The 18,464-nt window shown below is 71.1% G+C and carries 15 protein-coding genes; 6 read left to right on the plus strand and 9 right to left on the minus strand.

Going from position 1 to position 18,464, the window contains the following annotated elements:
• Positions 1-37 precede the first annotated feature (37 nt).
• The 5 genes from AMK31_RS03135 to AMK31_RS03155 all read right to left on the minus strand — a co-directional run bounded on the left by AMK31_RS03135 (position 38) and on the right by AMK31_RS03155 (position 4,933).
• On the minus strand, positions 38-1,213 hold the full coding sequence (locus AMK31_RS03135) for an MAB_1171c family putative transporter (protein WP_073938739.1): 1,176 nt from the start codon (positions 1,211-1,213) through the stop codon (positions 38-40).
• Positions 1,210-2,430 (minus strand): MAB_1171c family putative transporter, encoded by a 1,221-nt coding sequence (locus tag AMK31_RS03140; RefSeq protein WP_073938740.1) that lies wholly within the window; start codon positions 2,428-2,430, stop codon positions 1,210-1,212. The genes AMK31_RS03135 and AMK31_RS03140 overlap by 4 nt, the downstream gene beginning before the upstream one ends.
• Positions 2,427-2,936 carry a toxin gene (locus AMK31_RS03145; RefSeq protein ID WP_073938741.1) on the minus strand — a complete coding sequence of 170 codons (510 nt, stop codon included), beginning with the start codon at positions 2,934-2,936 and terminating at the stop codon, positions 2,427-2,429. Before AMK31_RS03145 ends, AMK31_RS03140 begins: the two co-directional genes overlap by 4 nt.
• A gap of 156 nt (positions 2,937-3,092) precedes the next feature.
• Entirely contained in the window at positions 3,093-4,328 is a 1,236-nt protein-coding gene (locus tag AMK31_RS03150; protein WP_385311318.1) for an MAB_1171c family putative transporter, read from the minus strand.
• Positions 4,325-4,933, minus strand: coding sequence for a toxin-antitoxin system, toxin component family protein (locus AMK31_RS03155; RefSeq protein WP_198948406.1), 609 nt, complete (start codon positions 4,931-4,933; stop codon positions 4,325-4,327). Before AMK31_RS03155 ends, AMK31_RS03150 begins: the two co-directional genes overlap by 4 nt.
• Positions 4,934-5,167: 234 nt before the next feature.
• Here AMK31_RS03155 and AMK31_RS03160 point away from each other — a divergent pair, with 234 nt between their 5' ends.
• The 5 genes from AMK31_RS03160 to arfA all read left to right on the plus strand — a co-directional run bounded on the left by AMK31_RS03160 (position 5,168) and on the right by arfA (position 10,875).
• Positions 5,168-6,526 carry an extracellular solute-binding protein gene (locus AMK31_RS03160; RefSeq protein ID WP_073938742.1) on the plus strand — a complete coding sequence of 453 codons (1,359 nt, stop codon included), beginning with the start codon at positions 5,168-5,170 and terminating at the stop codon, positions 6,524-6,526.
• Entirely contained in the window at positions 6,523-7,464 is a 942-nt protein-coding gene (locus tag AMK31_RS03165) for a carbohydrate ABC transporter permease (protein WP_073938743.1), read from the plus strand. The genes AMK31_RS03160 and AMK31_RS03165 overlap by 4 nt, the downstream gene beginning before the upstream one ends.
• Positions 7,461-8,321: a carbohydrate ABC transporter permease gene (locus AMK31_RS03170; RefSeq protein ID WP_073938744.1), complete on the plus strand. Its 861-nt coding sequence runs from the start codon at positions 7,461-7,463 to the stop codon at positions 8,319-8,321. The genes AMK31_RS03165 and AMK31_RS03170 overlap by 4 nt, the downstream gene beginning before the upstream one ends.
• 41 nt (positions 8,322-8,362) lie before the next feature.
• Positions 8,363-9,289: an arabinan endo-1,5-alpha-L-arabinosidase gene (locus AMK31_RS03175; RefSeq protein WP_073938974.1), complete on the plus strand. Its 927-nt coding sequence runs from the start codon at positions 8,363-8,365 to the stop codon at positions 9,287-9,289.
• Between the two features lie 80 nt (positions 9,290-9,369).
• Positions 9,370-10,875: an arabinosylfuranosidase ArfA gene (arfA, locus tag AMK31_RS03180; RefSeq protein WP_073938745.1), complete on the plus strand. Its 1,506-nt coding sequence runs from the start codon at positions 9,370-9,372 to the stop codon at positions 10,873-10,875.
• A gap of 25 nt (positions 10,876-10,900) precedes the next feature.
• On the opposite strand, the gene AMK31_RS03185 is transcribed toward arfA, so the two are convergent.
• From AMK31_RS03185 to AMK31_RS03200, 4 genes are read right to left on the minus strand one after another with little or no spacing between them, the layout of a single operon-like run.
• Positions 10,901-11,317, minus strand: coding sequence for a hypothetical protein (locus AMK31_RS03185; protein WP_073938746.1), 417 nt, complete (start codon positions 11,315-11,317; stop codon positions 10,901-10,903).
• Between the two features lie 4 nt (positions 11,318-11,321).
• Positions 11,322-11,927, minus strand: a complete 606-nt coding sequence (locus tag AMK31_RS03190; protein WP_073938747.1) for a DUF4291 domain-containing protein — start codon at positions 11,925-11,927, stop codon at positions 11,322-11,324.
• Positions 11,924-12,484 carry a hypothetical protein gene (locus AMK31_RS03195; protein ID WP_073938748.1) on the minus strand — a complete coding sequence of 187 codons (561 nt, stop codon included), beginning with the start codon at positions 12,482-12,484 and terminating at the stop codon, positions 11,924-11,926. The genes AMK31_RS03190 and AMK31_RS03195 overlap by 4 nt, the downstream gene beginning before the upstream one ends.
• Before the next feature lie 9 nt (positions 12,485-12,493).
• Positions 12,494-17,176, minus strand: a complete 4,683-nt coding sequence (locus AMK31_RS03200) for a DUF6531 domain-containing protein (RefSeq protein ID WP_073938749.1) — start codon at positions 17,174-17,176, stop codon at positions 12,494-12,496.
• 269 nt (positions 17,177-17,445) lie between these two features.
• On the opposite strand from AMK31_RS03200, the gene AMK31_RS03205 reads away from it, so the two are divergent.
• Complete coding sequence (locus AMK31_RS03205) at positions 17,446-17,859, plus strand: ankyrin repeat domain-containing protein (protein WP_073938750.1); 414 nt, start codon at positions 17,446-17,448, stop codon at positions 17,857-17,859.
• Positions 17,860-18,464: the final 605 nt, after the last annotated feature.

Genomic DNA, 18,464 nt, shown 5'->3' on the forward strand with positions numbered 1-18,464 from the left:
TGAAGGCTCGGCCGTGACGGCACATGACCGAACACATTCAGTCAGGGAAGGCTCTCACCGTACCTTCACTCACCGTGTCCGCGGCGGGAGTTCCGCCGAGCGCCCGCGCCAACTCGACCAGCCCGCCCGCCCCGGAGACCTCCGTGGCGTGCAGCCGGTAGGTGCTCGGCGTGGGCAGCGGCTCCTCGCGGGCGGCGGCCCGGTGCGCGGCGGCGTCGAGCATGGCCGCCTCCGCGGCGACCCGCGCCTCGTGCGCCGGGCGGCCGTCGCCCAGGGCGGCCGACAGGGCCGTCTGCCGCACCCGGTCGTCGAAGTACGGGGCGAGGGCGAGCAGCGCGTCGTGGATGGCCACCTCCCGCCAGTGCAGCCGCTCCAGCGGCAGCTGCCACCAGGACGCGGGCGGCTTCGGGGCCGTCGAGACGAACTCCACCCGGTTCCACAGCGGCCCCAGCCGCCAGTAGTCCCGCAGCCCGTGCCAGTGCGCCACGGCCGCGGGCAGCAGCCGCGGGAGCACGAACCCGGCGGAGCAGACCAGGCCGCCGAGCGAGGCCATCGGCGGGGCGACGCTGGTGGAGAGGAAGTCGAGGTCGTGCCCCGTCCAACGGGCCACGACCGCCGTGTACTTGGCGAGCTGGAAGCCCAGCAGGTCCAGCAGCGCCCCGGTGAGGATCAGCCGCAGCCCGGTCCGCAGCAGCCCGGTGACCTCGCGCCCCCACTTCAGGCACACGAGGCACATCGCCACCATGGCGGCGGTGTGTCCGAGCAGGTACAGCACGATCATCTCGCGCATGTACGGCGTGTTCGCGTAGTAGGTGTCGAGGTCGGTCAGCCGCTCGGTGCGCGCGTCCGCGAGGGTGAACAGCACGACGATGGCCACGACGAGGGCGCCGTAGGCGGCGATGCTGCGCCGGATCAGCCGCCGCACCCGTTCCCGGGCCCCGCCCCGCCAGTTGACCAGCAGGATCAGCAGGGAGCAGCTGTACGCCGAGAGCATGCCGTAGGTCAGCGGGGCGCCGAAGTTCGGGACGCCGGTGAGGTCGTTCACGGCGGCCAGGGTCATCGGCGCGGAGCAGCAGAACACGATCGCGCCGAGCAGGATCGCCACGCAGGTGGACACGGTCAGCGGATTGCGCGCCGGGGTGCGCGGCCGGCGGAACAGCACGACGGCGGCCAGGGCGAGCGCACCGCCCGCCAGATAGACGACAAGGCTCATGCGGGGTGGCTCCGGGCGGCGTTGGCCGGCAGCGGCGGGTCGGCGTGGAGGCCGAGCGGGGCGGTGACCAGGGCGTCGGCGATGTCCCCGAGGGCGGCCGGTTCGGGCGCCCGGTCGGGGAGACGTCCGGACGGGCCGGGGTACCGGACGCCCGCCGGGTCCGCCGGGTGGGCCGCGTCCGGCACGTCCGGCACGTCCGCCGCGTCCCGCACCGCCGCCGCGATGACCGTCGCCCACGCCATGGCCGCGGCCCGCTCCGGATCGCCCGTGGCGCGCAGCGCGGTGCGCAGGGTCTCCTCGTACAGCTCCCGGTCGACGTACGCGTCCAGGTAGCCGAGGGCGTTGTGGATGCTGGTCTGGCGCCACACCAGCCGGGTGGTGGGGGAGGCCCAGCGCGGGCGCGGCAGGCGCAGGGCACGGCGGGCGAGGATGTCGTCCAGTTCGCGCTCCAGGGGTTCGAGACGGGCGTAGGCGAGCCGGGCCCGGCGCCATTCGGTCAGCCGGGGTCCGGCGAGCGGGAGCAGGATGCCGGCGACCGTCACGAGCGCGCCCAGCCCGGCCGCCGCCGGTGAGACGGTCCGGTCGAGCGCGGACCAGTCCCGGCCGCTCCAGCGGGCGGCCATGGCGACGAGCTTGGTCCCGCTGTACCCGGCGCCGCACAGGGTGCCGAGGCCGAGCGTCACCAGGCCCGTCCGCAGCCAGCCGCGCACCCGGCGGGCCCAGCGCAGCGCCGAGACCGTGGTGACGCTGACCGCGGTGAGATGGCCGAGCAGGTAGAGCAGGATCATCTCGCGGATGTACGGCGTGCTCGCGTAGTAGGTGTCCAGGTCGGTGCGGCGCTCCACGGGGGCCTCGCCGAGCACGAACATGGTCACGATGCCGGTGACGACGCACGCGTACGCGAGGATCCAGCGCCGGGTCGTGCGCCGCACCCCCGGCCCGCCGCGCCAGCGGACGATCAGCACCTGGGAGGCGGCGCTGTACGCGGTGATCGTCACGTAGGTCACCGGCGCCGCCAGGTTGGGGACGCCGCTGATCCGGTTGACGGCGCCGACGGTGGGCGGGGCGCCGAGGAGGAAGCACAGGCCGGCCAGGCCCAGCACCGTGCAGATGGACCGCAGGTAGGGGTCGTGCCGGTGGCGCAGCAGGTCCGGCGACTTCATCAGCAGGCCGAGGGCGAGCAGCCCGGCGCTGAGGTAGTTGGTCAGTGCGCTCATCTCCGGGTCCCGCGGTAGTTGAGCGCGGCCCCGATACGGCCGGCGAGGTCCTGGGTGTCGTCGCCCCGGTCCGCGTACACGGAGTCCGCCGAGGCTTCGAGCAGGGCGCGCAGCCGACGGCCCATCAGCATGCCGAAGCGGTCGGCCTCCTGCTCGTCGGCGAGGGTGAAGTCGGTGCGCGCGGCGGCCGCCCGGTGGCCGTCCTGCCGGTCGGCGGTCTGCCGCTGGTGCATGTGCCACACCTCGTGGCAGAAGATCACGATCTGGTGCCATACGGCGGCCCGTTTGTCGACGACGACGTCGTCGTGCTTCTCGCCCTCCAGCCAGAGCCCGCTGGCGGTGTGCGGCGGGAACACCTCCCGGTGGACCACGATCTTCCGTCCCCGCCACCTCATGGCCGACTCGACGACGGCCTGGAACACCGCTTCGGGGTCCGCGGGAACCGGCACGCGTATGGGCTCGACGAGGGCGTCGGCGAGGCGACGCATCTCCCTGTTCGTACGCACGGTTCTCCCCGTGGCTGCGCGGGTGTTCGATGCAGCAGCATGCCAAGACCGGCCTGGCTTGAGCCACCTTTCGGCGCCCTCGCGTGCGAGGCGAGCCGGGAGGAATGCGGGTGTTATGGAGGAAGACGGTCAGGGGCTCGCACAACAATGGCCGAATCACACCGGGGCGTCCGCCGCGGGAGTGGTCGCCCGGGCCCGTACCTCGCGGACGGTGTCCTCGTGCCTCAGCGCCCGGGACACGGCCCCGATCTCCCGCAGCAGGTCCGTGGTGTCCGAGGGGCCGCCGGCGCACTGCTCCCGCGCGAGGCCGCGGCTCTCCACGGCGTCCAGGATCGTCACCGCGGCGGCCAGCGCCTTCGCCCGGTCCGCCGGGTGGCCGAGGGCGAGCGCGGCGGCGTACGACCGCCCGCGCAGCTCCTCGTCCAGGCACCTGGTCAGCGGCAGCAGCACATCGCGGATGAAGGTCTCCCGGCGGATCAGCCGCAGTTCGGGGGTGGACCGCAGGACGCGGGGGAGACCGCCGCCGTTGACGCTCTTCATCAGCTGGTACAGCGGGCGCAGTTCGCGGTGGGCGAGCCGGACCCGCCAGCGGTCGTGCAGGTACTGTCCGGCGTGCGGCAGGATGAAGCCGACCGCGACGAGCACCGCGGACAGGCAGGCGATGGGCGGTGCGGCGGCCGTGCTCAGCCAGTCCAGGTTCCGGCCGGCCCAGCGGGCGCCCACGGCGGTCAGCTTGGCGGCGTCGAAGACCAGCTGGAGCGCGTAGCCGACGCCCAGGAACTTCAGGCCCGCGTGCAGCCAGGCGTCGAGGCCGTCGGTGCGGACCCAGTTCCAGATCAGCCCGTTGATGATCAGCCCGGCCACGGTGTGGGCGAGCAGGTAGAGCAGGATCATCTCCCGGGCGTACGGCGTGTTGGCGTAGTACGTGTCCAGGTCCCGTAACCGCTCCTCCGGCACGTCCGCGAGGAGGAACAGCACCCAGATCGCCACGATCACCCCGGCGTAGCCGACGGTCACCCGGCGCATGGCGCGGCGGGTGTCGGCCGAGCGGTCGGACAGGCCGTTGCGCCAGGTGATGATCAGCAGCAGACAGGAGCTGCAGAACGCGGTGAGCAGGGAGTACACCCAGGGCGCCGAGATGTTCGGCACGCCGGTGACCCGGTTGACCCAGCCGATCGTCGACGGCGCGACGAAGACGAACACCGCGCAGGCGAGCAGCAGCAGACCGCCGACCGCGCGCATCAGCGGGTCCCGCCACAGCCGGATGATGCTGGGCAGCTTGATCGCCAGTGCGGCGGCCAGGATCCCGGCGGGGATCCACCAGAAGGTGGGATAGAACTCGTGGACGAACTCCACGGGGCTCAGCGCCAGTGGTGCGGCCGGGGTCGTCACCGGACCGCTCCCCGGCGGCCGCGGTAACCGAGGGATCTCTGCATCGGGTCGAGGGGCGCGTCGGCGCCGCCCCCGCCGGTCACCAGGGGCCGGAACGCGGTCGCCAGCCGGTGCCCGAAGTCGTCCGCCTCCGCCTCCTGCCGTTCCCGGGATCCGTTGCGTGCGGCGATGGTGAGGGCGATGTCGCGCCAGCCGGGCTCGGCGGCCAGGGCGTGCGCGGCGGCGGTGCCGCCGAGGTGGTGGTGACCGTGCCCGGCGTGCATGTGCCACAACTCGTGGCCCAGGATGACCAGTTGCTGAAGGGCTTCGGCGCGTTCCTCGACGATGACCAGGTCGAAGTCCTGGAACTCCACCCACAGACCGGTGACTTCGAGCTCGTCGGGGAACCGTTCGAAGCGCAGCTCCACGGGCCGCCCGTCGCGCCGGGCGCTCATCTCCTCGCACACGGCCCGGCACACCGCGCGTACGTCGGCGGGGGGCGCGGGCCGGTCCCGCAGGGCGGTGTGGAGTTCGGCGGCCAGGTCGCGCATCGCGGCGCCGGTCCGCGCGCGCCGCAGTGCCGTGGCGATCCGGCCCGCCTTCTGCCGCGCGCCCGGGATGTCCACTCGTGCTCCCTTCTCGCCGCCGCCTCACCGCGGTCCGGCGACGGGTCCGAGAGTACGCGGCCGGTCCTGAGCAGGACCACGCTGTTTCGGAAGTTCGTGTGCAACCCATTGACGTGCGCTCGCTCCCACCTTACGGTCCGTTCGAAGTTACGAGCGGCATCCGATATCTCGAACAAGCGTATTCAAACCTCGTGTGACGTGTCTCGACGGAACCTCGAACAGTAAGGGCAGGGAATGGGACAACCTGGCCTGAACCGCAGGCAATTGCTGGCCACACTCGGAGGCCTGACGGTCGCCGGAAGCCTCGGCTTCGCCGCGCTCGGCACCGGCGCCGACGCCCTCGCCTCCGGCGCCCGCACCCGGGTGCGCTACTGGAACCTCTTCAGCGGCGGCGACGGCTCCAACATGATCGCGATGCTGGACGCCTTCCGCGCGGAGCACCCGGACATCGCGGTGAAGGACTCCACCCTCCAGTGGGGCAGCCCCTTCTACACCAAGCTGGCCATGGCCGCGGCGGGCAACCGGGCCCCCGACCTCGGCGTCATGCACCTCGGGCGGGTCACCGGCTTCTCACCCGGCCGCCTCCTCGACCCGTGGGACGTCGACCTGCTCGCCGAGTACGGCGTCCACGAACGGGACTTCAACCCCGCCCTGTGGCAGCGCGCCGTGATCGACGGCAAGCTGTACGCCCTCCCGCTCGACATCCACGTCCAGCTCTGCTTCTACCGCAAGGACGTACTGGGCAAGGCCGGCCTGCTCGACGCCGACGGGCGGATGGTCTCCGCGACGTCCGCCGACGAGTGGTTCGACGTGCTGAAGGAAGCCAGGAAGGCCGCGAAGAAGGGACTCCAGACCATCGGCCTGTGGGTCAACGACCAGAACTTCCAGTGGTGGTTCTTCGTCGCCTTCTACACCCAGCTCGGCGGCACCTGGTTCGACGACGCCCGCACCGAGGTCACCTTCGACACCGGCAAGGCCGAGCAGGTCCTGGAGTTCCTGCGGCGGCACATCACCGACGGATACGCCGACCCGGGCTTCGCGGGCGCCGCGGGCGCCGAGCAGTTCCTCAACGGCTCCCCCTTCGTCTGGGAGGGCAACTGGTCGGTGCCGGTCTTCGACAACGCGAAGATCGAGTACGGGGCCACACCGCTGCCCCCCGTCTTCGGCAAGCAGGCCACCCACGCCGAGTCGCACGCCTTCGTGCTCCCGCACCAGGCCGGCCGCGGCGGCGCCGGGAACGAGGCCGCGCACCGGCTCGCCGCCTACGTCATCAAGCACGCCCGGCAGTGGGCCGCCGGCGGACACATCCCCGCCTACACGCCCACCCTGTCCACGGCCGCCTACCGGAAGCTCGACCCGCAGAGCGAGTACGTCTCCGCGATGGACCACCAGGCCACCGAGCCGAAGGTGTGGTTCGCCGGCTCCACCGGCATCCTCGCCCAGCGCGTCGGCCCGATCGTCGTCTCCTCGACCATGGGCTCCGCCAAGCCGGACACCGCCGCCCGCCGCATGAAGAGCGCGCTCACCGAACTGCTCGCCATGAAGAACCCCATGGACGGCCGGACCGCCGCGCAGGGAGGTGCGGTCGCATGACGACGACCAGCGCAGAGACCGTCATCGCACCGGCCCGCGCGAAGACCGCCGCGGCGAGCGCCACCGTCCGCCGCAGGCAGGGACTCCAGCACGGCGGCTGGTTCGTCGCCCCGTTCCTGGCACTGTTCGCGCTGTTCGTGATCTGGCCGCTGCTGCGCGGCGTCTGGCTCAGCTTCACGGACGCCAACATCTCCGGCGAGGGCGCGGGCTTCGTCGGCCTCGACAACTACCGCGAGGCCCTCCAGGACCCGCTGATGTGGGACGCGCTGGGCCACAGCGCGTACTTCACCCTTCTGGTGGTCCCCTGCATCACCGTCCTCGCCTTCCTCCTCGCGATGCTCGCCCACCACATCGAACGCGGGAAATGGCTGTGGCGGCTGTGCTTCTTCGCCCCGTTCCTGCTGCCGTCCACCGTCGCGGGCAACCTGTGGCAGTGGCTGTTCAACCCCGGCACGGGAATGATCAACCACGTCTTCGGCATCGAGACGCCCTGGCTCTTCGACAAGTCGTACGCCATGCTCGCCATCGTCATCACCACCCTGTGGTGGACGGTCGGCTTCAGCTTCCTGCTCTACCTCGCCGCCCTCCAGGGCATCCCCGACCACCTCTACGAGGCCGCCAAGCTGGACGGTGCCAACGCCTGGCACCGCATGGTGCGCATCACCCTGCCGATGCTGCGCAACATCACCGGCCTCGTCGTCGCCCTGCAGATCCTCGCCTCGCTCCAGGTCTTCGACCAGGCCGTCGTGATGATGGACTTCGGGCCGGGACCGGAGAACAGCACCAGGACCTTCGTGCAGTACACCCTCGAACAGGGCTTCACCAGCTACCGCGTGGGCTACGCCTCCGCCGTCTCCATCATCTTCTTCGTGATCATCGCGGCCGTCGCCATCGCGCGGATGTGGCTGCTGCGCAACCGTGAGGAGGGCGGCCGATGAGCACCGCCGCACAGGTCCGCGTCAAACCGCGCAGGGCCTGGACACCCAGCCAGATCGTCCTCACCCTCCTCGGCGCCGCCGTCTCCGTGGTGTTCCTCTCCCCGCTCGCCTGGGCGCTGTTCACCTCGCTCAAGCCGGAGACCGAGGCGGTCGCGGTGCCGGCGCACTGGCTGCCCGAGGAGTGGACGGGCCAGGCCTGGTCGGCGATCTTCGAGACCGGCAACATCACCAACTGGTTCGTGAACTCCCTCGTCGTCTCCGTCTGCGTGACCACCATCGTGCTGGTCGTCTCCGCGCTCGCCGGATACGGCTTCGCCCGCACCGAGTTCCGCGGCAAGAGCGCGCTGCTCGGCGTGGTCATGGCGGGCCTGATGGTCTCCCCGGCGGTCCTCGGCGTCCCGCTGTTCACCACCGTCCAGCAGATGGGGATGGTCGACACCTACTGGGGCATGATCCTGCCGCAGTGCGCGCCCGCCGCGATGGTCTACATCCTCTACAAGTTCTTCCAGGGCGTCCCGCGCGAACTGGAGGAGGCCGCGTTCATCGACGGCGCGGGCCGCTGGCGGGTCTTCTTCACCATCGTCGTCCCGCTGGCCCGCCCCTCCCTCGCCGCGGTCGGCATCTTCACCTTCATCGCCTCCTGGAACAACTTCCTCTGGCCCTACATGGTGACCAACAACCCCGACCTGATGACCATGCCGAACGGCATCGCGACCGTCATGAACTCCTACGGCATCCAGTGGGCCCAGCTCATGGCCGGCGGCCTGATGGCGGGCCTGCCCCTGATCGTCGTCTTCGTCTTCTTCCAGCGGCAGATCGTGGCGGGCGTCGCCTACACGGGATTGGCGGGACAGTGACCGTGCGCACGACCCTCACCGCCGTCACGACGGCGACCCTCATGGCCCTGCTGCCCCACACGGCACAGGCCGCGGAGACCTACCCCGACCCCCGCCCCATCACCGGCCGGCAGATCATCCACGACCCCACCGTCTCCCGCCTGAAGTCCGGCGGCTACGTCGCCTACTCCACCGGCGGCATCATCGGCGCCCGCCTCTCCTCGGACGGCAGGCACTGGGCCGACGCGGGCAACGCCTTCGCCGAGCCGCCGGCCTGGTGGTACGAGTACAACGACAAGGCCGACCCGTGGGCCCCCGACCTCTCCTACCGCGACGGCCGCTACTGGCTCTACTACGCCGTCTCCTCCTGGGGCAGCAACCACTCCGCGATCGGCGTCGCCACCTCCGCCTCCGGCCGCCCCGGCACCTGGACCGACCACGGCAAGGTCTTCACCTCCGAACGCACCGACACCTGGAACGCCATCGACCCCGCGATCATCCGGGCCGACGGCAGGCTGTGGATGTCCTTCGGCTCCTACTGGACCGGCATCCGCATGGTGCAACTGGACCCGGAGACCGGCAAGGCGCTCCCGGGAGCGACCGTCCACCACCTGGCGACCCGCCCCGACGCCCCCTACGCCGTCGAAGGCCCGTACATCGTCAAGCACGGCCGCCACTACTACCTCTTCGCGTCCTACGACGCCTGCTGCTCCGGCGTGAACTCCACCTACAAGATCAAGGTCGGCCGCTCCACGAAGATCACCGGCCCGTACACCGACAGCACGGGCAAGCCGATGCTGGAGGGCGGCGGCGACCTCGTCCTGGAGGGCCACGGCCGCTTCATCGGCACCGGCGGCCAGTCGGTGTTCCGGGACAAGGGCAAGGACTGGCTGGCGTACCACTACTACGACGCCGAGGACGAAGGCACGCCAAAGCTGGGCTTGAACAAGCTCCGCTGGACGAAGGACGGCTGGCCGAACGCCGCTTAGGGGCGCGGGGAACTGCGCGAACACCCCCACGCACCCGCACCCGCCAACGAAACACAAGCCCCGCACACGGAAAGGCGACCATGCGCCCCGCCCGCTTCACCCTCGACCCCGCGTTCACCGTAGGCAAGGTCAACCCCCGCCTCTTCGGCTCCTTCGTCGAACACCTCGGCCGCTGCGTCTACACCGGCATCTTCGAACCCGGCCACCCCACCGCGGACGACGCGGGCCTGCGCCAGGACGTCCTGGACCTCGTCCGCGAACTCGGCGTCACCGCCATCCGCTACCCCGGCGGCAACTTCGTCTCCGGCTACAAGTGGGAGGACTCCGTCGGCCCCGTCGACCAGCGCCCCCGCCGGCTCGACCTGGCCTGGCGCACGACGGAGTCCAACCGCTTCGGCCTGTCCGAGTACATCGCGTTCCTGAAGAAGGTCGGCCCCCAGGCCGAGCCCATGATGGCCGTCAACCTCGGTACGCGCGGTGTCGCCGAGGCCATCGAGCTCCAGGAGTACGCCAACCACCCGTCGGGCACGGAGCTGTCCGACCGCCGGATCGGCCACGGCGACAAGGACCCCTTCGGCATCCGCCTGTGGTGCCTCGGCAACGAGATGGACGGCCCCTGGCAGACCGGCCACAAGACGGCAAAGGAGTACGGCCGCCTCGCCGCCGAGACCGCCCGCGCCATGCGCCAGATCGACCCGTCCGTCGAACTCGTCGCCTGCGGCAGCTCCGGCCAGGCCATGGAGACCTTCGCCGAGTGGGAGGCGACCGTCCTCGAGGAGACGTACGACCTCGTCGACTACATCTCCCTGCACGCCTACTACGAACCGCTCGACGGCGACGTCGACTCGTTCCTCGCGTCGGCCGTCGACATGGAGTCCTTCATCGACAACGTCGTGGCCACCTGCGACCACGTCGGCGCCCGGCTGAAGTCGAAGAAGAAGATCAACCTCTCCTTCGACGAGTGGAACGTCTGGTACCTGTCCCGCACCGAGGCGCAGGTGAGCGCCCTCGACTGGCCGGAGGCCCCGCGCCTGCTGGAGGACAACTACAGCGTCACGGACGCCGTCGTCTTCGGCTCCCTGCTCATCGCCCTGCTCCGCCACGCCGACCGGGTGACGGTCGCCTGCCTCGCCCAGCTCGTCAACGTGATCGCCCCGATCATGACCGAGCCCGGCGGCCCCGCCTGGCGGCAGACGACGTTCTTCCCCTTCGCCCAGGCCTCGAAGCACGGCCGCGGCGAGGTCCTCGACGTACGCGTCGACTCCCCGACGTACGAGACGAAGAAATACGGCGAGACGGACCTGCTGCACGCCACCGCCGTACGCGCCGAGGACGGCACCGTCACCGTCTTCGCCGTCAACCGCAGCCGCACCGAGGCGCTGCCCCTGGAGGTAGCCCTGGGCGCCCTGGACCTGACCCGGGTCGTCGAACACAGCGCCCTCGCGGACACCGACCCCGACGCCCGCAACACCCTCACCGACCCCGAGCGCGTCACCCCCCACGGCATCGACACCACGACCCTCACGAACGGCCACCTGACCGCCGTACTGGAACCACTGTCCTGGAACATGATCCGCCTCGCCTGACCCCGACGGAGCGGCCGGAGCCCCCTCAGCCGGTGCCGGCCTCCGGCCGCTCTCCGCCCTCGCCCCAGGTGAACTCGTAGCGGTTCCGTTCGCGGTCGAACGTGACGCCGATGTCGACACCGCCGATGCCGCAGTTGTCCCGCAGGCACTCGATGAGGGCCGCGGCGGCGACCTCGTCCTGGTAGTCCGTCAGCATCGGCACATCCCAGGCGAGCACGCGCACGAGCACCGCGCCGAGCTGGTCGGCGACCAGCCCGAGGCCGAACCGCATCCACTCCTCGTCCGCCGGGGCGAGCCCCGGCGGTGGCACCCACCAGACGGGCGAGTCGTCGACCCGCCTCGCCTCGCCCGGCGGCTCGCCCAGAGGCTGGACGTCGAGGGAGACGCGGGCGACGAGTCCCCAAGGGCCGATGCGCAGTCCGTACGCGTGGGTGAACGCCAACCGGTCAGCCGTCCGCTCCGAGCCGTCGGCGCAGATGCTCCGGAAGCGGGTAAGGGCGCTCGGCCGGGAGATGACCCAGCGCGTCCTCGGTTCGACCGTCCAGCACGGCGGAGTGGACCGACCGGGCCAGTTCGGTGACGTCCGCCAGGTCCGCGATCCAATGGTCCACGTAACGGTCCACGGCCTCGCCGGACAGGCCGACCTGAATGGCACGCCAGGGCTGCGGCTCCAGATGGACCGACCGGTCCGGGTCCCACTGCACGCGCACCGGGCACTCGGCGACCTGCGCACGCCACTCGTCCCGGTCCGCGTGTACATCCCGCTGGAAGTGACTGAGGGCCGAGTGCTCCAGCGCCCACTCGAACCCCGCCCGGTCGATGTCGATGCGCAGGACACGTTCCTGATTCGGCTTCCGGGCCCAGCCGCAGCGGTACATCATCCACAGGAACGACGGCTTGATCCACGTCATGCGTTCGCGCTTGAACGGTGCCACGAACGTCCCGGCCCGCAGGGCGGACTCGGCGATCTCGGGCGGATACGCCTGGTACACCGTGATCACGGAGTCCGTGTAGGCCGCCCGCACGACGCGGACATCTTCGTTCTCCGTCACCGCTCGTACGCCTCGGACACCCAGGCGCTCGCCTTGTGGACCTCGGGTCCCTCGACGTGCGCGGCACCCGCCGTGTACAGCAGCCACAGCAGTTCGAGAGATCCGAAGAAGGACTCTCCCCAGCTGTCGACCCAGACCCGGACCTGCGACGGGCCGACCGGGACGACGTCCCAGAACTCCCAGCCGCGTGAATCATCGTCCGGGTCGAATCGGAAGATCCAGTTCTGCAAGGTCCAGGGGTTTCCGCCCCCGCGGTTCACATACGAGGCGCGGCCGTCCCGGGTGAGATCCTGAACGTCCTCACCGTCACGCGTGGAAATTGCCGTGAACCAGTCCGGGAACTCGTCCGCAGGCAGGTCCTCGTCGCCGAACTCCGCCGTGCAGGCCAGCTCGAGCGCGGCCGAAAGGACCTGACGCACCCGCTCTGTGTAAGCCTCGGGGGAGCCCTCGGCGACATGGGCGGTGAACGTGGCCAGAACCGGTGGAGCGGACTCGGCCGGCGGGCGCTGACGCACGCGGTCCAGTTCGGCGGTGACGCTCTCCTCGCTGTGGATCATCCGGCGATCCTACCCTTCCTGCACCACGCGCCCCGAGTTGGGGAGGACCTTGTCCCGCAGCCCGTCGAGGAGCTTTGCCGGAATTCCGTAGAGGTCCGGGCCCTTGGTCGGATCGGAGATCTCCGGATATTCCTTGAGCAGTTCCTTCCATTCCTGACGGGTGAAGGCCTCGCCGTCCGGATGGTCGTCCTTGTTCTGCGGCAGAGCCGATTCCCGGATCGAGTCGCGGTATTCCCTGGGAACGTCGAAGGAGACGATCTGGCCGCCGTCGCCGCGGAATTCGGTGGTGTGCCTGATGTCGTCGCTCATGTTCAGATAGAGCTTCCCGTTCCCCGTGATCGTCACCTCGCCGTTCTCGCCGATGTGGATGCGCTGGCTGAGCGGGTGATCGGTCTGCTTGCGGTAGACGGTGATCGCGTCCTCTTCGCAGCGCGCCAGTCCCAGCGGGTCCATCCACGTGTGCGGGTTGTGCACGTACGCCGTCGGGTTGGGCGCGGGCGCCAGCCCCAGGGGGTCGGCGGTGAGGTAACGGGCGGTCTCCGGGTCGTAATGGCGGAAGTAGTTGTAGTGGAGACCGGTCTCGGGGTCACTGTACTGGCCGGGGAAGCGGAGCGGGGTGTAGGCGGTGGCGTCGGTGTTCCAGGTGGTGGCGCCCCAGAGAGTGGTGCGGGTGCGCCAGGCGATGTCGCCGTTCTCGTCGACGAGTTCGCGGGGGGAGCCGATGAGGTCGGTGACGATCGCGAAGAAGCGGGAGTCGATCTCCTCCTGCGGGGCGTCGGCGGCCGTGACGCGCTCGGTTTGCGCGATCGGGTGAAGACCCTGGTGGTCCCAGGTGAGCGTGACCGGGTTCGGCAGGTCGGCGGCCCACGTGGTCTGTTCGCACAGGGTCGTGCCGTCCCAGGTGAAGTCGACGCGCTCGACGACCGTCTCGCCGTCGGCCCCGAGGCGGAGCTTCGCGGTACGGCGGCCCAGCGGGTCGTAGGTGTAGCGCCAGACGATGCCGTCCGGCGTGGTCACCCGGGTGAGCCGGTCCTCGGCGTCCCATTCGTAGCGCCAGGTGTCCGGCTTGCGGGACAGCCGGGTCTTCTGGCGCAGGGTGACCCGGCCCAGCGCGTCGTGCTCGTAGCGGACGTTCCCGGCGCGTGTGATGCGGGTGCCGGTGTAGGCGCGGTCGCCGGTGGCCTCCTGGCCGGGGTGCGCGGCCGGCCAGGAGGCATGCGTCTGGTTGCCGGCGGTGTCGTAAGCGTAGGTCTCGGTCCAGTTCTCGGCGCGGACGGCGGTGACGCGGCCGGCCACGTCGAGTTCGTACCGGCGAAGACCGTCCAGATGGTCGTCGGCGGACGTCAGATGGCCGTCGGCGCGATAGGTGTAGGCGCGGCGCTGAAGGGTGCGGCCGTCCGCGCCCGTCGTCGACTGGGTGGCGAGCCGGCCCAGCGGGTCGTAGGTGTGCTGAAGGGTGAGGAAGTCGCCGAAGTGCCGGGTGAGTTCGCGGCCCGCGGCGTCGTACGCGATGTCGACGGAGCGGCCGGAGGCCACCAGGCCGGTGCGGCGGCCCGCCGCGTCGTACGACCATGTGGTCGTCGCGCCGGTGGGTGTCGTACGTCCGTTTCGGCGTCCCAGCTCGTCGTGGGCGTAGGTGAGTACCCGGCCGTCGACGGACTCCGACCGGACGAGTCCGTACTGGTCGCGGGTGATGGCCAGACGGGTGCCGTCGGGGCCGGTCGCCTCGGCCAGCCGGCCGTTCCTGTCGTAGGTGTAGGCGGTGACCTGGCCGGCGGCGTCCTTGCGGAGGATCTGACCCAGCGCGTTGCGCTCAAAGGTGGTGGTCTCGCCCAGGGCGTTCGTGCGGGCCACCAGGCGGCCCGCGGCGTCGTGCCGATAGCCGAGGGTGCGGTCGTCGAAGTCGGTCTCCGCGAGCAGGCGGCCCGCCGGATCCCGGCGGTAACTCCAGGTCAGCCCCTGCGGATCGGTGACCTGGGTCAGGCGCAGCTCGGTGTCGTGGGCGAACTCGTAGCGGACGCCGTCGGGGGTGGTGCGGGCGGTGAGCAGGTCGAAGTGGGTGTACTCGAAGCGGGTCTCGCCGCCGAGCGGATCGACGTGGGTGGTGCAGTTGCCCTCGCCGTCGTAGGTCCAGGACTCCTGGGTGCCGTCGGGCAGGGTACGCCGGGCCAGTCGGTTCTCCGGGGTCCACTCCAGATGGGTGGTGGCGCCCGTGGGATCGGTGCGGGTGACGGGGCGGCCGAGGGCGTCGTGGGTCTGACGGGCGACCGCGCCGAGCGGGTCCGTGATCTCCTGCGGCAGACCGGCCGCGTTGCAGCGGATCGTGGTGACGTTGCCGAGCGGGTCGGTGACCGAGGTGAGTCGGCCCGCCTCGTCGTAGCCGAACCGGGTGGTGTGGCCCGCCGGCGTGGTGAGGGATGTGCGGTTGGCGCGGTTGTCGTAGGCGTGCCGGGTGATGTTGCCGTCCGGGGTGCGGACGCTCAGGGGTTCCGAGAACGCTCCGTACTCCGCGGTGGTCTCGGCGCCGTCGGGGCGCACCACCGCCACGAGGCGGCCCGCGTCGTCGTAGCGGTGGACCACGGTGTGGCCGAGCGGGTCGGTGCGGCTGAGCAGGCGGTCGCGGTGGTCCCAGGTCTGGGTGGTCGTGTTGCCGAGCGGGTCGGTGATGGAGACGATCTGGCCCCGCGGGTTGGCACGGTAGACGGTGGCGTGGCCCAGGGAGTCGGTGTAGGTGGCGGTGGTGGTGCCGTCGGCGTCGGGACCCGCGTAGGCGATGCGCGAGTCGAGGATGCCGCCGCTGCCTCGGGTGGCGATCACCCGGCCGCCGTCGTCGTAGACGTAGGCGAAGTCCGTGTCGTTGCTGTCGTGCCAGCCGGTGACGCGGTGCGCGCCGTCGTAGGTGAAGCGGGTCGCCGCGCCGACGGCGTTGACGACCTCCCGCAGGTCGCCGCCGTCGTCGTACCGGTAGGCGCGCAGGCGCAGTGGGCCGTCCTCGGTGACGGCTTGCACGGCGGTCACCCGGCCGGTGCCGGCCGCGCAGGTCGGCGTCAGCCGGTAGCCGCCGGAGTGGGCGATCTCCGACAGGACGTCGTCCGTGTCGCGTTCGAGGGTGATGTGGTTGCGGTTGCGGTCCTCGATCCGGCTCAGCCACCAGACGCCCTCGGTGGTCTCGGCGGGTTCGAAGGAACGGGTCAGGCCGGTGTGCGGGTCCTGCACCACCAGCACGTACGAGCTGCCCTGGGAGACGTACGTCAGCGGCAGGCGTTCGCCCGCCACCGGGTCGACCCGGTCGCCGACGATGTCCGGGGTGCGCGGGTAGTACAGGCTGGAGCCGTCCTCGCGGCGCCACCACACGCCGTGCGCGTCCCGGTCCTTCTCCAGTCGCTCGTCGAGCGTGGAGGCCCACGACGGGCCGAAGGCGATGCCGTGCGCGTAGCCGGTCAGGTGGGTGCGGCGCAGCCTCAGCGGCAGGATGCCGGGCAGGTCCACGTCGGTCTGCGCCATCACCATCTGGCCGGTGGCCATGTCGATGGGGTCGCCGCACGTCTCCTTGTCCGCCAGGGCACGGGCGTCCTTGGAACGCTGGAGAAGGTCCGGGTCGTTCTTGGCGTCCGCGTCGACCTTGGGGCGGGTGCCCGAGCCGGACGTCCCGTCCCCGCCCTTGCCGTCCCCGTGCTTTCCGACGTCGACGCCCTTGGCCTGGTCGCCGACGCCCTTGTCGTTGCCCTTGTGCAGCCGCGAGGTGGCCTTGACCCGGTCCGGAACGGTCTCCGTGATGTGCTTGGTCACCTTGGCCAGAGCCTTGTCCGTGCCCTTGAGCGCGCCGTGCAGCACGCTGTCGAAGGCCTCGGTGAACGGGTCCCGGCCCTTGCTCCGGCCGAACGCGCTCCGGGCCTTGCCCAGGTGCGTGGAGGCGGCCGTGCGCAGTTCGCCGCCGTGCCCCGACACCTTCCCGGCGCCGTCCGTGAACTCGAAGTGGTCGATGTGGGTCCGCTTCTGCGGGCCGCCGCCTCCGCCCCCGCCGCCCCCGCCACCGGCCGAGGCCAGCTGCATCCCGCCCTTGCCCCCGTGCCCACCGTGGCCGCCGTCGCCGCCGCTGCCGTCCGCGGGCGGCGGGGAGAACGCGCCCTCGGCCAGGTCGAGCACCATGTCCTCGACCATCGCCTCCAGCTTGGCGTTCACCGGCTCGGTGAGCTTGGCGATCACCTCGTCGACGATCCGCTCCACGGCCTCGTCGATGATCCGCTTGACCACCTGCCGCATCGCCGCGACCTCGGCCGCGCCGATCAGCGCGGACAGGCCGCCGGTGACCACGGCGAGCCCGGCGGAGATGCCGACCGAGGCCGCCATGACGCCCAGCTCGATCTCGGCCTTGGTCTTCATCCCGTAGATGATGTCGGCGAGTGCGTCACAGGCGTCCGCGAACAGCCTGGCCAGCTCCGGGAGTTTCTCCAGGTGACCGGACTTCACCTGCGCCCAGTGCTTCTCCATCGCGTCGACGGCCCAGCCCTCGGAGGAGGACAGGATCCGGGTGAACGCCTTGTGCGCGTCGCCGCCGTGGCCCTCGAACTTCTCCGCGAAGTCCCGCATGGCCGTGGCCATCTCGCGGTAGTCGTCCTCGTCCACGTTAGGGAAGTTGATCCCGATGAAGTCCAGGACATCGTCGAGCCAGCCCGGAATCGTGTAACCCACGTGTGTCGTCCCCCGTGTACCTCGCACAGCCCGGTACCCCGGCTGCCGTGTGTGCCTCTGAGACCCTATAGAGGGGAGACGTTTCACTTGAGACCGCGGTTGCGGCAGTGAACGCGGGTGACTCGGGGCGGCGCACTGGCGGTTCGGCACCGTGGACTGGAAGGTCGTCACGCGGATCGGCGTACCGTCGGCGGGGTCATCGTCGCGACGAACGCCGGAGCGGAAAACGGTCGGCGCGTGAGCACGCCCCGAAGCTACCCTCGGCGGCGATGAACAGACGGCGACAGAAGAAGCTGACGGCACGCCTGGTGACGGCCGCCTTCCTGGGCGACCACACCGACGTGAAGACCCTCCTGCGCGCGGGCGCGGACCCGCGAACCCCTAACGCCGAGGGCACCACCCCGCTCTACGCGGCGTCCGTCCACGGCGCCACCGACATCGTCCGCACCCTCCTGGCCGCCGGTGCCGCCCCCGACGCGGAGAGCGGCCACGGCAGCGAGGGCACACCCCTGTGCGGAGCCGCCTGCTGGGGCCACACGGACACGGTCCGCGAACTCCTCGCCCACGGCGCCGACCCCAACCTCCGCGAGGACGCCGGCACCGGCCTCACCCCGCTGGCCTGGGCCCTCCAGGGCCGGCACCCGGAGACAGCGGAGGCACTGCGGGCGGCGGGGGCGGCGTAATCGTCACCGCCTGCTGCGAAGTGGCTGTTGGGGCCGCCCGCTTCTTGGTCAGTGTCGTGCTTCCGCGCCCCGAGTAAAGGGCGCTACGCCTACGGCTCCGCGTCGGCTCCGCCGATGGGCCTGCGGCCCACCCTTGACTCGGGCCGCTCCAGCCCGGGTGAGAAGCGAGCGGGCGGCCCGGAAAGACGGGGGCCCAGGGAGATACCGTACGTGTTGGCTGGGATGCGGGCCGGGGTCGGGGGCGCGTCAGCGCCGCAGGGGCACGCCGGGTGGGCTGAGCGGCCACCGGTGGGTGGGGGCTGGGGGTGCGCGTCAGCGCCTCGCCGGCACGCCGGGTGGGCTCAGCGGCTGATGGCCGGTTGGGGGGGGGCACGGGGCGGGTGCTCAGGACGAGGCCTTTGGAAGCTTTGGGCGTCCTCGGCGCGGTGCCCATCAAGGATCTCTCCCGCAATCCCCGCCCATCCACTGGCCCAAAGCATCCAACCTCCCCCCATCAGGGAAGCCCACCCACCGATAGCCGCTAAGCCGCCCCCGGCGTGCCCCCGCGGCGCTGACGCGCCCCTCGTTCGCCGGTCAACCGGCCGGCCCACGGTGCCGGAGACCGG

Origin of the sequence: Streptomyces sp. TSRI0107 (assembly GCF_001905845.1) — a bacterium.
Classification (GTDB): domain Bacteria; phylum Actinomycetota; class Actinomycetes; order Streptomycetales; family Streptomycetaceae; genus Streptomyces.

Excerpts from the sequence above, each read along its gene's own strand:
- AMK31_RS03135 (WP_073938739.1), bottom strand. The coding sequence starts at position 1,213 with ATGAGCCTTGTCGTCTATCTGGCGGGCGGTGCGCTCGCCCTGGCCGCC.
- AMK31_RS03140 (WP_073938740.1), bottom strand. The coding sequence starts at position 2,430 with ATGAGCGCACTGACCAACTACCTCAGCGCCGGGCTGCTCGCCCTCGGC.
- AMK31_RS03160 (WP_073938742.1), top strand. The coding sequence starts at position 5,168 with ATGGGACAACCTGGCCTGAACCGCAGGCAATTGCTGGCCACACTCGGA.
- AMK31_RS03165 (WP_073938743.1), top strand. The coding sequence starts at position 6,523 with ATGACGACGACCAGCGCAGAGACCGTCATCGCACCGGCCCGCGCGAAG.
- AMK31_RS03170 (WP_073938744.1), top strand. The coding sequence starts at position 7,461 with ATGAGCACCGCCGCACAGGTCCGCGTCAAACCGCGCAGGGCCTGGACA.
- AMK31_RS03175 (WP_073938974.1), top strand. The coding sequence starts at position 8,363 with ATGGCCCTGCTGCCCCACACGGCACAGGCCGCGGAGACCTACCCCGAC.
- arfA (WP_073938745.1), top strand. The coding sequence starts at position 9,370 with ATGCGCCCCGCCCGCTTCACCCTCGACCCCGCGTTCACCGTAGGCAAG.
- AMK31_RS03195 (WP_073938748.1), bottom strand. The coding sequence starts at position 12,484 with ATGATCCACAGCGAGGAGAGCGTCACCGCCGAACTGGACCGCGTGCGT.
- AMK31_RS03205 (WP_073938750.1), top strand. The coding sequence starts at position 17,446 with ATGAACAGACGGCGACAGAAGAAGCTGACGGCACGCCTGGTGACGGCC.